Here is a 14350-nt window from a genome sequence, read left to right as displayed (position 1 = left end):
CTCGGCCTCGCGGCGGCCGGGTGCGCGGTCGAAAATGAGAACGGGTGGACGCCCCGGCGAAGCCTAGACTGGCGCCATGCCGATCGACCTGAGCCTGCTCGCCGGGGTGCGGTGGCGGGGGCAGCCGGTGGTCGGCGAGAGGGCTCAGGCACTGCTCGCGGCCCTCGCGTCCGCGCCCCGGACCGTGAGCGCGGACCGCCTCGTCGTGGAGGTGTGGGGGGACGACGAACCGGCCAATCCGGCGAAGGCGCTGCAGGTCCTGGTGTCCCGGACCAGGTCGGTCGTGGGGCCGGAGACGCTGGTCACGGAGGGGGGCGGCTACCGGCTCGACGTCCCGCCCGACCGGGTCGACGCCGGTCTGCTGCGTCGTCTGACGGACCGGGCGCGGGCGCTGCTCACCGAGGACCCGGCCGCCGCGGCCGCCACGGCCGGGGAGGCGCTCGCGCTGGGCATCGGAGCGCTGCCGCCGGAGGGCGGCGGCCCGCTGGCCGGGGTGCGCCGGCGCGCGGCACGCGACCTGGCCGCCGCGCGGGTGGTGCTCGCCCGCGCCCGGAGCCGCAGCGGTGACCACGACATCGCCCTGCCCGAGCTCGAGGAGGCCGTACGCGTCCACCCCGAGGACGAGGGACTGCTCGCCGATCTCCTGCACAGCGAGGCGGCGGTGCGCGGAACGGGCGCCGCGCTCGACCGGTTCGAGCGTTACCGGTCGGACCTGCGCGACCGGGTCGGCTCCGACGTCGGCCCGGAGCTGCGGCGGGTCCATCGTGAGCTGCTGGCCCTCGACAATCCCGTACGCGCCGGCGTGCGTTTCGACACGACTCCGCTGCTCGGCCGCGACGACGACCTCCGGCGGGTGCGGGCCCTGCTCGCCACCTCCCGGGTGGTCTCGATCCTCGGTCCGGGCGGGCTCGGCAAGACCCGGCTCGCCCATGCCGTCGCCCGCGAGGCCCCGCAGCCGGTGGTGCACTTCGTCGAGCTGGCCGGCGTGACCGCGCCCGAGGACCTGGTCGGCGAGGTCGGGTCGGTGCTCGGCGTCCGCGACTCGGTGACCGGACGCCGCACGCTCACCCCGCGGCAGCGCGCCGACGTCCGGGCCCGGATCGCCCAGCAGCTCGATCCGGCCCCGACGCTGCTGGTGCTCGACAACTGCGAGCATCTGGTGGAGGCGGTCGCCGACCTGGTCGCCTATCTGGCCGCGACCACACGGGAGCTGCGCGTCCTCACCACGACGCGCTCGCCGCTGGCGATCGCCGCCGAACGCGTCTATCCGCTGCCCCAGCTGGGAACCGGCGACGCGATCGAGCTGTTCCGCGACCGCGCGACCGCGGCCCGGCCCGGTGTGCACCTCGACGAGGATGACGTGCGCGCCGTCGTGACCCGCCTGGACGGCCTGCCGCTCGCCATCGAACTGGCCGCGGCGAAGGTGCGGGTGATGTCACCGGCCGAGATCGCCCGGCGGCTGGAGGACAGGTTCTCACTGCTGCGCGGCGGCGACCGGAGCGCGCCCTCCCGGCATCAGACGCTGCTTGCGGTGATCGACTGGTCCTGGAACCTTCTGGGCGAGCGGGAGCGCCGGGCCCTGCGCCGCCTCTCGGCCTTCCCGGACGGCTTCGCCCTCGACGCCGCGGAGGAGGTGCTCGGCGACGGCGCTCTCGGCGACGTCGAGGAGCTCGTGGAGCAGTCCCTGCTCACCGTCGTGGAGACGGCCGAGGGCGTCCGGTACCGCATGCTCGAGACGGTGCGGGAGTTCGGCCGGATGCGGCTGGACTCGGCCGGCGAGACCGACGAGGCGCGGGCCGCCGTACGCGCGTGGGCCCTCGGTCACGCCGACCGGCACGGCGGCCGGCTGTACTCGCCGGAGCAGGTCGACGCGATGGACCGGCTGCGTGCGGAGGAGACGAACCTCTCCGACATCCTGCGCGAGGCCCTCGCCGACCCCGACCCGGAGGCGGTCGTGCTGCTGTTCTCGGCGCTGGGCGGCTTCTGGTCGATCTGCGGAGACCATCCGCGCAGCATCGTTCTCACCCCCGCCGTCGCGGCCGCCCTGAGCGACTGGACACCGCCGCCCCGGCTCCTCGACCGGACCCGGGCGGCCCTGAGCATCGCGCTGTTCAACACCATGATCGTCCCTTTGGAGGAGTCCGGGACGCTGGTGCGGCTGCTGTCCGAGCTGGGCGCCGACTCGGCGAACCCCGCCCTCCGGGCGGCGGTGACCGCCCTGCTCACAGCGGCGTCGGATCCCGAGCGCGGCATGGACAAGCTGACCGCCGACCCCGACCCTGTGATCCGCCGGATCGCGCTGCACTGGCTGAGCCACGGCCGGGAGAACGTCGGCGACCCGGTCGGCGCGATCGAAGCGGCCCGTGCCGCCCTCGACCTCGTCGGCGATGACGGCGGCCCTTGGCACCGGGCGGTGCTGCACACGCACCTGGCCGGCCTGTACGCGCATCTCGGTGACACCGCCTCGGCCTCCAGGCATGCCGTCGAGGCGCTCCCGGTGCTCGAACGCCTCGGGGCGGTGGACGACGCCGTCCAGATCCGCGCCTCCCTCGCCATGGCGGCGCTCGCCGAGGGCCGCCGCGACGAGGCCGCGCGTATGGTCGACGACCTGGAGGCGCTCGCCACCCAGGGCACCTACGCGGAGGTCCTGTCGGTCGCGGCCGCCAGGGCCCAGCTGACCCTCGCCGACGGCGACATCGCCGAGGGACTGCGGCGGCATCGCGAGACCGCCGAGGCGCTGCGGAACCTGCGCGTCCCGGGCGCGGGGGACGGCATCACACCGTGGGGCTTCCTTGGCGAGGTCGTCGCGCTCTCGGCGTTCGCTCTGTACGGCGAGGGCGACGACGGCGCGGACCTCTTCGAGTCGTTGCGGGCCGAGGTCCGGACCGCCTTCACGCCGGACCACACGGACTACCCCGTGATGGGGATGGTGCTCGCCGGGCTGGGCATCTGGGGCCTGCGTAAGGGGGCGCTGCCCGCCGAGGAGGCGGTTCGGCTGCTCGTGCTCGCCGACAGGTTCGCCTACAACCGGTTCGTCCCGACGCTGCAGTGGTCGGTCCTGTCCGGGCACGCCGAGCGGATCGCCCCCGGCGTCATGTCCCGGATCGAGGACGAGTACGGCGAACAACGCGGCCCCGACCTGCTGGCCGAGGCGCGTGCCGTCCTGGAACGGCTGTTCTGACACCGCTGATCTGGCACCGGCTACATCTTGCGGGAGTACGAGCGGACCGCCAGTGGGGCGAAGACCGCGACGACGACCGCGCAGCCGATGACCGCCCAGCCGACCTCGGCCGTCACGGCCCCGTCGTTGAACAGGTCGCGCACCGCGGAGACGACGTGTGACACCGGGTTGACCTTCACGAACGCCTCCAGCCAGCCGGGCAGCGTCTCGGCGGGGACGAACGCGTTGGACAGGAAGGTGAGCGGGAACATGATCATCATGGAGATCCCCTGGACACTCTGCGCGGAACGCGCCATCGTGCCCAGCCAGGTGAAGATCCACGCCAGCGACCAGCCCGCGATCACGGTGAGCGCGACGCCGCCGATGACGCCGAGCGCGCCGCCGCCGGGGCGGTAACCGATGATCAGGCCGGTGACGACCGTCAGCACCGACGCGATGCCGTAGCGGATCAGGTCGGCGATCATCGGACCGGCCAGGGGGGCGATCCTCGCGATCGGCAGGGACTTGAAGCGGTCGAACACCCCCTTGTCCATGTCTTCACGCAGTTGCACGCCCGTCGCCATGCAGACGGTCAGGGCCGTCTGGGCGAGGATGCCGGGGATCAGCACCGGGAGGTAGTTCGACACGCTGCCGGAGATCGCGCCGCCGAAGATGAACGCGAACATCGCGGTGAACAGCAGAGGCTGGATGAGGACGTCGAAGAACTGCTCGGGCTTGCGGCGCATCTTCTTCAGGGCACGCCACGCCATGGACAGGGTCTGGACCCAGGTCTCCTGCAGCGAACTGTGGGAGGTCGTGCGGGCGACCACGACGGACGGGTCGACGCGCCGGGGGTCGAGCGGGGTCGGGGTAACGGTGGTCGTGGTCATCGGGCCGCCTCCATCTGGGGCTTCATCTGGGATTCGTCGTCGGCGCCGTGGCCGGTCAGCGCCAGGAAGACCTCGTCCAGCGTCGGCTTGGCGACGCTCACCGAGGAGATGCCGAGGCCCGCCTCCCGCAGGCCGATCAGGACGTCCGCGGCCCGGTCGGGGTCGGGGAGGGGGATGTTCATGCGTCCCGATTCCGGGGTCAGGACCGGGTCCTCGCCCAGCAGCCGGCGGACGACGTCCGCGCCCAGGGAGATGTCGGCGCCCTCCGCCAGGCTGAGCTGCAGGGTCGACTCGCCGACCTGGGTCTTCAGCGCGTCGGGAGTGTCCTCGGCGACCTTCCGGCCCCGGTCGATCACGGCTATGCGGTCGGCCAGCTGATCGGCCTCGTCCAGGTACTGCGTGGTCAGGAGGATCGTGGAACCGTCGGTGACCAGCTCGCGGATGGTGTCCCACATCTGGCCCCGGGTTCTCGGGTCGAGGCCGGTCGTGGGCTCGTCCAGGAAGATCAGAGGCGGGCGGGTGATCAGGCTCGACGCCAGGTCGAGGCGGCGGCGCATGCCGCCGCTGAATTGGGACAGGGGACGGTCGGCCGCCTCCTGAAGGTCGAAACGGGCGAGCAGGTCACCGGCGATGCCCTTGGCCCGGGTGCTCGTCAGGCCCTGCAGCCGGCCGAACAGCCACAGGTTCTCCCGCGCGGTGAGGTCCTCGTCCACCGAGGCGTACTGGCCCGTCACGCCCACCAGCTGCCGGATGCGGTGCGGCTCCCGCCGGACGTCGACGCCGAAGATCTCCGCATGGCCGCCGTCGATGGGGAGCAGGGTGGCGAGCATCCGGAGGGTGGTGGTCTTGCCCGCCCCGTTGGGGCCGAGGACACCGAAGATCTCGCCCTGCCGTACGTGGAGGTCGATTCCGTCCACGGCCCGGAAGTCGCCGAAGGTCTTGACCAGGCCGTCCGCCCGGACGGCACTGAGGTCCGCCATGACGCGTCTCCTCTCTCCGCCGGGTACCTCCCGGCGTACGAGAAGAGCCTCCGGCCGCCCGGATTCATCGCGGCTTCACGCCGGTTTCACCCCTGAGCTGGCGGTTTCACCGGCTTGTCCTCGTGTCCCCCGTGAGAGCTACCCACGAATGTCCACCGCGCGGTGACGATTCCCGGCCGCCGAATCCCTAGCGTTTCTCCGCGTAGCCGCGGCGCTCCGGTCGCGGAATCGTCCCAAGGAGTCGTCATGCGGCTGTTGAAGCAACTCGTGCCTGTCGCGCTGGTCACCTTCGCCGGCGGTGCGGCCGTGGCTGCGGTGCAGGGGAACGCGTTCCTCACCCTCATCCTCGGTGTCGCGACAGCCGTCCTCGCGGTGTTCGTGTACGGCTGGGCGGTGCGATGGTCCGAGCGCCGCGCGCCGGTGGAGGTGGCCGGGAAAGGCGCCGTCCCCGCCGTCGGCCGGGGGCTGTTGATCGGAGTCGGGATGTTCGCGGCCGTCATCGTGAACCTCGCCTTCCTGGGGTACTACCGGGTCGACGGCCTCGGCTCGGTGACGGGCGCGGCCGGGCTGATCGGCTTCATGGCCGCCGCCGCGGTGACCGAGGAGTTACTGTTCCGCGGCGTGCTGTTCCGGATCATCGAGGGATGGGCCGGCACGTGGATCGCGCTGGCCCTGACCGGCCTGGTGTTCGGCCTGATGCACCTGAGCAACGAGCACGCCAACCTGTGGGGCGCGATCGCCATCGCGATCGAGGCCGGCGGCATGCTCGCCGCCGCCTACGCCGCCACCCGCACCCTGTGGCTGCCGATCGGCCTGCACTTCGGCTGGAACTTCGCCGCGGCCGGCATCTTCAGCACCGAGGTCTCCGGCAACGGCGCGAGCCAAGGGCTGCTGCACAGCGTGACGTCGGGCCCGGCCCTGCTCACCGGCGGTGACTTCGGTCCCGAGGCGAGCCCGTACTCGGTGGTGTTCGGCCTGGCGCTGACGGTCGTGTTCCTGTGGCTGGCCCGCCGGCGCGGCAACCTGGTCCCCATGCGGCGCGGCGCCCGGGCGGACGCGACCGCTACGCTCACCCAGTGATCGACTTCCGGCGGGTCCCGGACCTGTGGCGGCGGTGCGACGTCGTGGTCCGGGACGCGCCGTTCGGGCTGCTGCTGGCCGTCGTGTCCCTGATACCGGCGCTCTACGGCAAGGGGACGCAGGTCGGGGACCTGCCGGTCCGTCCCCTCGACGCACTGGCGCTCGTGGTGATCGCTCTGGAGTGCCTTCCGCTCGCCGTGCGCCGCCGGTGGCCGGCCGTGTGTCTGGCTCTGGTGACGCTCGGCTTCGTCCTCGACCAGATCCGCGCCTACCACGTTTTCGCGAGCAACGCGATGACCGTCGCGCTGATCAGCACGGGCGCACATCTGGAGCGCTACCGGCGTGCCACCGTGATCCTCCTCTCCATGGCGTACGTGCCGCTGGCGGTCGCGCTCGACCGGCTCGGCGCGACGGAGAAGGTGGAAGGGTACGTGGTGTTCTACCTGACTCTGGTCCTCGCGTGGGGCATCGGGGCCTGGATGCGCTCCACCCGGGCCGCCGAGACCGAGCGCCGCCGCCACATCGCCGAGGCCACCCGCGCCGCCGAACGCACCCGCATCGCCCGCGAACTCCACGATGTCGTGACCCACCACGTGACGGCCATGGTCGTACAGGCCGAGGCGGCACGCTACCTGACCGCCGCGCCCGATCGCCTCGACGCGGCCCTGAGCGCCGTCACCGACACCGGCCGGCGAGCGATCGCCGACCTGCGGCACCTGCTCGACCTGCTCAACCCGGACCACCACACCGACGTGAAAATGCCGTCCGTCGCTGAACTGCAGACACTCGTGGAGCAGACCCGCCAGGCCGGGCAGCCGGTGGAGTTCGCCGAGGAGGGCACGCCGCCCGAATCGGGCGGCAGCGCCGAATTGGTGGCCTATAGGGTCGTGCAGGAATCCCTGACGAACGCTCTCAAGTACGCACACGGCAGCGCCACCGCGGTCCGCGTGCGCTATGGCAAGGAGATCATCGTGGAGGTCAGCACCGACGGCTCCGGCTCGCGGGCCGGCTCGCCCGGCGGGAGCGGCCGTGGGCTTGCCGGGCTCCGCGACCGCGTGGACGCCCTGGGCGGCGAGTTCGACGCCGGCCGGCGGGCCGACGGCGGCTTCGTCGTACGGGCGCGCATCCCCGCGGGAAGCCCGTCGTGAGCACGCCGGTCCGGGTCCTGGTCTGCGACGACCAGGCGCTGATCCGCACCGGGTTCGCGACGATCATCGACGCGCAGCCCGACCTGGAGGTGGTGGGCGAGTGCGGGGACGGCCGCGCCGCGGTCGACCTCGCCCGCCGGCTGAACCCGGACATCGTGGTGATGGACGTACGCATGCCGGTGCTCGACGGCATCGAGGCGACCCGTCTGCTGGCCGGCGCCGGGGTGGAGAATCCGGTCAAGGTGCTCGTGGTGACGACGTTCAACCTGGACGAGTACGTGTACGAGGCGCTGCGCGCGGGGGCGAGCGGGTTCCTGCTCAAGGACGCTCCCCCGGCGCAGCTGCTGCACGGCATCCGCACCGTCGCGTCGGGCGCCGCGCTGCTGGCGCCCGAGGTGACGCGGCAGCTCGTCGGCAGGTACGCGGCGCGGATCCGCCCCGCCGAGGGCACGCCGGACGACGTCGCGCTGACCCCGCGCGAGCTGGAGGTGCTGCGCCTCATCGCCGACGGCCTGTCCAACAGCGAGATCGCCGCCGAGCTGGTGATCAGCCAGGAGACCGTCAAGACGTACGTCTCGCGCATCCTCACCAAACTCGGCCTGCGTGACCGCGTGCAGGCGGTCGTCTACGCCTACCGCAGGGGTCTGGTGGCCTGAGACCCGCCGGTCCGGCATCGCCTCCCGCCGAATGGGTAAGGCGGTCGCGAACGACGGGCGGACAAGGGGGAGTCGCCATGGTCGTCAGCACTCGTGCCGGAACGGAACGGTCTTTGAACATCACCGTGATACGGCAGGCACCATCGATGTCCCGAACGGTCTCGGCGGCGGGGCTCGGCGCCGTCGGGGGCATGGTCACCGAGTATCTGTTCGATCCCGAGCTGGGGCGGAGTCGCCGCGCCCGACTCCGGGACAAAGGCGTCCATCTGACGCACGGGGTCAGAAACGGAACCAGAACCGTCGTCCGCGACGTCCGCAACCGAAGCCAGGGCATCCTCGGCGCGGCCCGCTATAGGACCACCGGACGGGAGGCCGACGACGACGTCCTCCACGAGCGGGTACGCGCCGAGCTGGGCCGACACGTCCGCCACCCACGTGAGGTGGACGTCCACGTGGAGAGCGGTCACGTCACCCTCACCGGTGACGTGCTCGGCAGGGAGAGCCGGCGGGCGCACCGGGCGGTGACCCGGATACCCGGCGTCACGGGCGTGGACGCGAACTGGACCACCCGCCACGACGCCACGCGAGCGCCTCGGTCGAGGGAAGACGGCGGGCCGATGGAGGCGGTGCTCGGCCTCTACCGGCAGAGGTGGTCACCGGCCGGCAGGTCGCTCACCGGTCTGGCCGCCGCCGCCGTCTGGTCGCTGTCCGGACGCCTGCCGCGGCCGCTCGGCTACCTGGTGCGCGCCGGCTGCGCGGTCCTGGCCGCGCGTGCCGCGACGAACCTGCCGCTGCGGCGGCTCACGGGCATCGGCGCGGGCCGCAGCGCGATCGACGTACGGAACTCCATCTCCGTGGCCGCGCCGCCCGAGGAGGTCTGGCCGGTGCTGAGCGACTACAGCCTCTTCGCCCGGTGGATGCCCGACGTCCTCGACGTGCGGCGCTCGGACGACGGCGGGCGGTCCCAGTGGCGGGTCTCGGGACCGGTCGGAGTGCCGATCCGGTTCGAGGCCGTGGAGACCGCCCGTGAGGAGGGCCGCAGGATCGCCTGGAAGACCACAGAAGGACAGCTGGTCGCCCACTCCGGCGAGCTCAGTGTGACGCCGGAGGACGCGGGCCGAAGCCGCATCCAGGTCCGGCTCACCTACAATCCGGTTCTCGGCGCGGTCGGTCACGCCGTGGCGAAGATCTTCGGAGCCGATCCCGGACGCAAGCTCTCCAAGGACCTGATGCGGCTGAAGTCGCTGATCGAGACGCGCAGGGTGCCGGTCGACGCCGGCGCCGGTCCGCGAGGATGATCAGTGTGAGTGGCGGGGCGGGGCGCTGCCGCTGCCGCCGGTGAGGAAGTCCAGGTCCGCGCCCTTGTCGGCCTGGAGGACGTGCTCGCTGTACAGACGCACCCAGCCCCGGTCGGCGGCCGGCCGCGGGGGCTGCCAGGCGGCGCGACGGCGCTCGAGTTCCGCGTCGTCGACCAGCAGGTCCAGACGCCGCGTCGGGACGTCGAGCCGGATGACGTCGCCGGTACGCACGAGGGCGAGAGGGCCGCCCACCGACGCCTCGGGGGCCACGTGCAGGACGCAGGTGCCGTAGCCGGTGCCGCTCATGCGGGCGTCGGAGATCCGCACCATGTCGGTGACCCCCTCGGTGAGCAGCCGCCGCGGCATGGGCACGTTGCCCACCTCCGGGAAGCCCGGGTAGCCGCGTGGTCCGGCGTTCCGCACCACGATGACCGTGTCGGCGGTGACGTCCAGATCCGGGTCGTCGGCCACGGCGATGTAGTCCTCGATCCGGTCGAACACGAGCGCCGTTCCGGTGTGCCGGAGCAGATCGGGCGAGGCGGCGGAGACCTTCAGCACGGCCCCGGACGGCGCGAGCGACCCGCGCAGCACGACCGTCCCCGACCCGGCGGGCTGGAACGGCTCCTCCATCGTGCCGATGACCTCCCGGTTCCAGCACTGGGCGCCGCTGACGTTGTCGGCCACGCTCTTCCCGCTGACTGTGACATGGTCCAGGTGCAGCAGGGGGGCGATCTCCTTCATCACCGCCGGGAGCCCGCCCGCGTACGCGAAGTCCTCCATCAGGTGCGTGCCGGAGGGCATCAGGTTCACCAGCATGGGCACGTCGGCGGTGAGCGTGTCGAAGTCCTCCAGCGTCAGGGGTACGCCGAGGCGCCCGGCGATCGCGAGCAGGTGCACCACGGCGTTGGTGGAGCCGCCGATCGCGGCGTTGACCCGGATGGCGTTCTCGAAGGCCTCGCGGGTGAGCACGGTGGACAGCCGCTGGTCCTCCTCGACCATGGCCACGATCCGGCGCCCGGCGGCGTGCGCGAGCGCGTACCGGCGGGAGTCGACCGCCGGTACGGCGGCGGCCCCCGGCAGCTGGACGCCGAGCGCCTCGGTCACGCAGGCCATCGTGGAGGCGGTCCCCATGGTCATGCAGTGCCCACGGCTGCGGGACATGCAGATCTCCGCCTCGGCGCAGTCGGCCGCCGTCATCCGGCCGGCGCGCTGCTCCTCGGTGAAACGCCACACGTCGGTGCCCGATCCGATGTCCCGGCCGCGGAACTTGCCGTTCAGCATCGGACCACCGGTGATCATCAAAGTGGGCAGGTCGACACTGGCCGCGCCCATCAGCAGCCCGGGCGTGGTCTTGTCGCAGCCGGACAGCAGCACCACGCCGTCGAGCGGGTTGGCCCGGATCAGTTCCTCGGCCTCCATCGCCAGCAGATTGCGGTAGAGCATGGTCGTCGGCCGCATCAGCGGCTCCCCCAGGCTCATCGCCGGAAACTCCAGCGGCAGGCCGCCGCTCTCCCACACGCCGCGCTTCACCGACTCGGCCAGGTCGCGCAGATGGGCGTTGCACGGCGTCAGCTCCGACCACGTGCTGGCGATGCCGATCACCGGACGGCCGTCGAAGACGTCGTCGGCGAACCCCTGGTTGCGCATCCACGATCGATGGATGAACCCGTTGCGGCCCTCCGCGCCGAACCACTCCTGACTGCGCAGCGGGCGATTCGTCATCGACATCGGCACACCTTCCTGTCGTTTCGATTGTCTGCGGACACCGGCCGCGGCTATCTCAGGCCTCCGACGGACAGTCCGCCGCGCCAGTGCCGCTGGAGGGTGAAGAAGGCGATGATGAGCGGGATCACCGAGACGAGCGCGCCCAGGATGATGAGGCTCCAAAGGGAGGTACTACCCGAATTGTTCGCCGAGGCGATTCCCTGCCAGAGGCCGAGCCCGACGGTGACGGGGAAAAGCCGGTTGTCGGAGAGCATGGCGAGGGGCAGGAAGTAGTTGTTCCAGGACGCGACGGCGGACAGGAGCAGCACCGTGACCACCGCGGGCCGCATCAGCGGGAAGGCGACCTGGATGAACGTCCGAAGTTCACCCGCGCCGTCGACCCGCGCCGCGTCCAGGATCTCGTCGGGCACCGCGTCGCGCGCGTACACGTGCATCAGATAGACGCCGAACGGATTGAGCAGCGACGGGAGGATCACCGCCCAGATCGTGTTCGTCAGACCGAGCCCGGAGAACATCATGAAGGTGGGGATCACCAGGGCGGTCGCGGGCACCATCAACGCGCCCAGCAGGACCGAGAAGCTGAATCGCCTGCCGGCGAACCGGTATTTGGCGAATCCGTAGCCCGCCATGACGGCCAGGATCGTGGCGCCGATCCCGCCCGCGAACGCGTACAGCGTGGAGTTGAGGATCCACCTGCCGTAGATGCCGCCGTCGTAGGTGAACAGTCGCTGGAGGTTCCCGAAGTAGTCGACCGAATCGGCGAACCACAGGGTGTTGCTGCCGCTGAACAGGCCGGGGGCGTCTTTGGAACTGTTGACGATGACCCACCAGAACGGCACCAGGAAATACACGACCAGGAAGCCCAGGAAGATCTGCACGGGGAGGTGGCGCTGGGGACGGCGGCGTGCGCCGGCGCGGGAGCTGCCGGTCATCAGAAGAAGCTCCTCCGCTTGCGGGTGAAGAACAAGAAGGCGTAGACGCAGACGAACACGATCCCGCCGAGGGCGAAGGAGATCGCCGACCCGTAGTTGAAGTTCGCGAGCCCGAAGGCCTGCTGATAGGCGTACATGTTGGGAGTGAATCCCGGCGCGATCGTGCCGGCCGCGAGGTAGCGCAGAATCTGTGGTTCGTTGAAGAACTGCAGGGTGCCGATGAGCGAGAAGACCAGGATCAGGAGCAGCGCGGGGGCGATCAGCGGGATTTTGATCCGAAGCGCGATCTGCCATTTCCCGGCGCCGTCCATACGGGCGGCCTCGTAGAGCGTCGGGTCGATGCCCTGGAGCGCCGCGTACAGGATGATCATGTAGTAACCGGCCCACTGCCAGGTGACGACGTTGATCAGGCCGTAGAAGATCAGATTGCTGCTGAAGAAGTCGGGCGCGGTTGCGCCGAACAACCCGAAGATGTCGGTGAGCGGCCCGAAGCTCTTGCTGTACAGGAATCCCCACATGACCGCCCCGATGACCGTGGGAATGGCGTAGGGGAGGAAGATCATGAGGCGGGAGAAGCGGGTGAACAGCGACGTCACGGCGTCCAGGATGAGTGCCATCGCGAGCGCGATGACGATCTGCAGCGGGATGGCGACGAGCGAGAAGCGGATGACGAACCACGCCCCGGACAGGAAGGTCGGGTCGCTGAACGCCTTCACGTAGTTGCCGAGGAAGACGAAGCTGGTGCCGCCGATCAGCTTCTTCTGCCAGAGGCTGAGATACAGCGCGTACGCGAGCGGCGCGATGAGAAACGCCAGGAAGACGAGCCCGAACGGCCCGACGAAGAGCCACCCCATCAGGTGCTCACGGAGGCGCACCTTACCGCGGACCTTGTGCGCCTTCTTCTGGGTGCTCGCTGCGCTCTCCTCGATCAGGAGGGTCATTGTGGGCTCCGGGAATCTGATGCTGGGGGATCGCGGGTGGGCCGGGACGCCCGGCCCACCCGCGTCTGTCACTGGACGGTGAACCCTTGCTCCTTGGCGTAGCCCACCACGTCCTCCTGAACTCGGTCAGCGGCCTGCGCACCGGTCACGGAGCCCTCGATGAGGGCACTGACCTGCTTCGTCATGGCGTCGAAGTAGTACTGGCCGAACGGGGCGTAGGTCATGCCCTTGTAGGCGTTCGCCGCCGGGACGTAGACCTCCTTGTTCGCCTGCTGGCCGTCGAAGAACGCCACCTTCAGGTCCACGAACTCAGGATCGTTGAGCGCCTTGAGGTTCAGCGGGAAGATGATCTGGTTGGTCCAGCCGTCGGTGAGCGACTCGTCGTCGGCGTAGAGGCCGTACGCCACCTTCGCCGCGAGTTCGGGGTTCTTCGCCTGGCTCGTCACCGAGAAGGCCGACCCGCCCCAGTTCACCTGCACCGGGTTGGCGGGATCCCACTGCGGGAGCGGCGCCACCGCCCACTTGCCGGTGTCCTCGCCCTTGCCGACACCGGCGCCGGTGAGGTATCCGGGCGCCCACGCCGCCGAGATGTACGTCGCGTACTTCCCGTTGACCACACCGGCGATGTACTCCGGCGTGAACTGGTCCTGCGTCCCGACCAGGCCCTTCTTGGCGAGGCCCCCCCAGTAGTCGAGCACGTCCTTGGACGCCTGGTCGTTCAGCTTGACGCCGATCGTCTCCGGCTTCGCCGGGTCGTAGGTGAACGGATTGGCGCCCTTCTGGATCTGCAGCGCCATCAGGACGGCCGGCACGTTCGCGCCCAGGTCGCCGAACAGCGGGCCCCCCGCGTCCTTCACCTTCTGCGCCGCCTGCTCGTACTCGGCCCACGTCTTCGGCGGCGTGATCTTGTACTTGTCGAAGATGTCCTTCCGGTAGATCATCGCCATCGGGCCGCCGTCGACCGGCACGCCGTAGACCGCGCCGCCGATCGAGACGTCCTTCCACGCGCCCGGGCCGTAGTTGTCCTTGACGGCGTCATAGCCGTACTGCTTGATGTCGACGAGCGCCTTCTGGATCTGGAAAGTGGGGATCCGGTCCGCCTCGATCATGATCACGTCGGGCGCGCCGGTGCCCGCCGAGATGGCCGTCTGGAACTTGTCGTACTCGTCACCGCCCTGACCGACGTTGGTCCAGCAGACCTGCACCTCGTTGTTCTGCTTGTTGAAGTTGTCGACGACGAGCTGCATGTTGGGGTACCAGCCCCAGAAGGTCACGACCGGCAGGTCCTTCTTGCTGATCGTGTTCGTGCAGTTGCTCGCGTTGTTCCCGCCCGCGTTGTCCGCGGGCGCGGCGCTTCCGCCCGCGGTGTTCGCGCCCCCTCCCGCGTCGGGGGCGCAGGCGGCGAGCGCGCTCGCGGCGGTGAGCATGGCCGCCGTGACAAGTAATCTTTTCGTCTTCATTGACATGATCTCCCCTTCGGGGTCACAGCGCACAAGGGTCCATGCGCCGCCGCTGAGGCCGGATCGGCCGGGACGGGGCA

The 14350-nt window shown here is 70.6% G+C and carries 11 protein-coding genes; 5 read left to right on the top strand and 6 right to left on the bottom strand.

What is annotated here, in order from left to right; all coding sequences use genetic code 11:
* Positions 1–76 precede the first annotated feature (76 nt).
* A complete protein-coding gene (locus tag AB0J39_RS03505) occupies positions 77–3181 on the top strand; it encodes a BTAD domain-containing putative transcriptional regulator (protein ID WP_363461392.1) in 3105 nt (1034 codons plus the stop codon).
* Positions 3182–3201: 20 nt separating this feature from the next.
* Here the strand turns inward: AB0J39_RS03505 and AB0J39_RS03500 are convergent, their stop codons facing one another.
* Together AB0J39_RS03500 and AB0J39_RS03495 are read right to left on the bottom strand one after the other, a co-directional pair.
* A complete protein-coding gene (locus AB0J39_RS03500) occupies positions 3202–4050 on the bottom strand; it encodes an ABC transporter permease (protein ID WP_363461390.1) in 849 nt (282 codons plus the stop codon).
* The gene (locus AB0J39_RS03495) at positions 4047–5030 is read right to left on the bottom strand and encodes an ATP-binding cassette domain-containing protein (RefSeq protein ID WP_363461388.1); all 984 of its coding nucleotides are present in this window, start codon (positions 5028–5030) and stop codon (positions 4047–4049) included. Before AB0J39_RS03495 ends, AB0J39_RS03500 begins: the two co-directional genes overlap by 4 nt.
* A gap of 246 nt (positions 5031–5276) precedes the next feature.
* On the opposite strand from AB0J39_RS03495, the gene AB0J39_RS03490 reads away from it, so the two are divergent.
* From AB0J39_RS03490 to AB0J39_RS03475, 4 genes are all read left to right on the top strand, one after another.
* Positions 5277–6110, top strand: a complete 834-nt coding sequence (locus AB0J39_RS03490) for a type II CAAX endopeptidase family protein (protein WP_363461386.1) — start codon at positions 5277–5279, stop codon at positions 6108–6110.
* Complete coding sequence (locus AB0J39_RS03485) at positions 6107–7258, top strand: histidine kinase (RefSeq protein ID WP_363461384.1); 1152 nt, start codon at positions 6107–6109, stop codon at positions 7256–7258. The genes AB0J39_RS03490 and AB0J39_RS03485 overlap by 4 nt, the downstream gene beginning before the upstream one ends.
* Positions 7255–7914, top strand: coding sequence for a response regulator transcription factor (locus AB0J39_RS03480; protein ID WP_363461382.1), 660 nt, complete (start codon positions 7255–7257; stop codon positions 7912–7914). The genes AB0J39_RS03485 and AB0J39_RS03480 overlap by 4 nt, the downstream gene beginning before the upstream one ends.
* Before the next feature lie 146 nt (positions 7915–8060).
* Positions 8061–9212, top strand: a complete 1152-nt coding sequence (locus AB0J39_RS03475) for an SRPBCC family protein (RefSeq protein WP_363461379.1) — start codon at positions 8061–8063, stop codon at positions 9210–9212.
* Here the strand turns inward: AB0J39_RS03475 and AB0J39_RS03470 are convergent, their stop codons facing one another.
* The 4 genes from AB0J39_RS03470 to AB0J39_RS03455 form a co-directional block, all read right to left on the bottom strand.
* Positions 9213–10940 (bottom strand): IlvD/Edd family dehydratase, encoded by a 1728-nt coding sequence (locus AB0J39_RS03470; RefSeq protein ID WP_363461377.1) that lies wholly within the window; start codon positions 10938–10940, stop codon positions 9213–9215.
* Positions 10941–10987: 47 nt separating this feature from the next.
* Positions 10988–11869, bottom strand: coding sequence for a carbohydrate ABC transporter permease (locus AB0J39_RS03465; protein ID WP_363461375.1), 882 nt, complete (start codon positions 11867–11869; stop codon positions 10988–10990).
* Entirely contained in the window at positions 11869–12810 is a 942-nt protein-coding gene (locus AB0J39_RS03460; RefSeq protein WP_363461373.1) for a sugar ABC transporter permease, read from the bottom strand. Before AB0J39_RS03460 ends, AB0J39_RS03465 begins: the two co-directional genes overlap by 1 nt.
* 68 nt (positions 12811–12878) lie before the next feature.
* Positions 12879–14276 (bottom strand): extracellular solute-binding protein, encoded by a 1398-nt coding sequence (locus tag AB0J39_RS03455; RefSeq protein WP_363461371.1) that lies wholly within the window; start codon positions 14274–14276, stop codon positions 12879–12881.
* Positions 14277–14350 lie beyond the last annotated feature (74 nt).

The sequence above is a fragment of the Microbispora sp. NPDC049633 genome (assembly GCF_040675265.1).
Lineage (GTDB): Bacteria > Actinomycetota > Actinomycetes > Streptosporangiales > Streptosporangiaceae > Microbispora > Microbispora maris.
The sequence above is the reverse complement of the archived record's forward strand: the minus strand, read 5'-3'. Positions and strand labels throughout refer to the sequence as shown.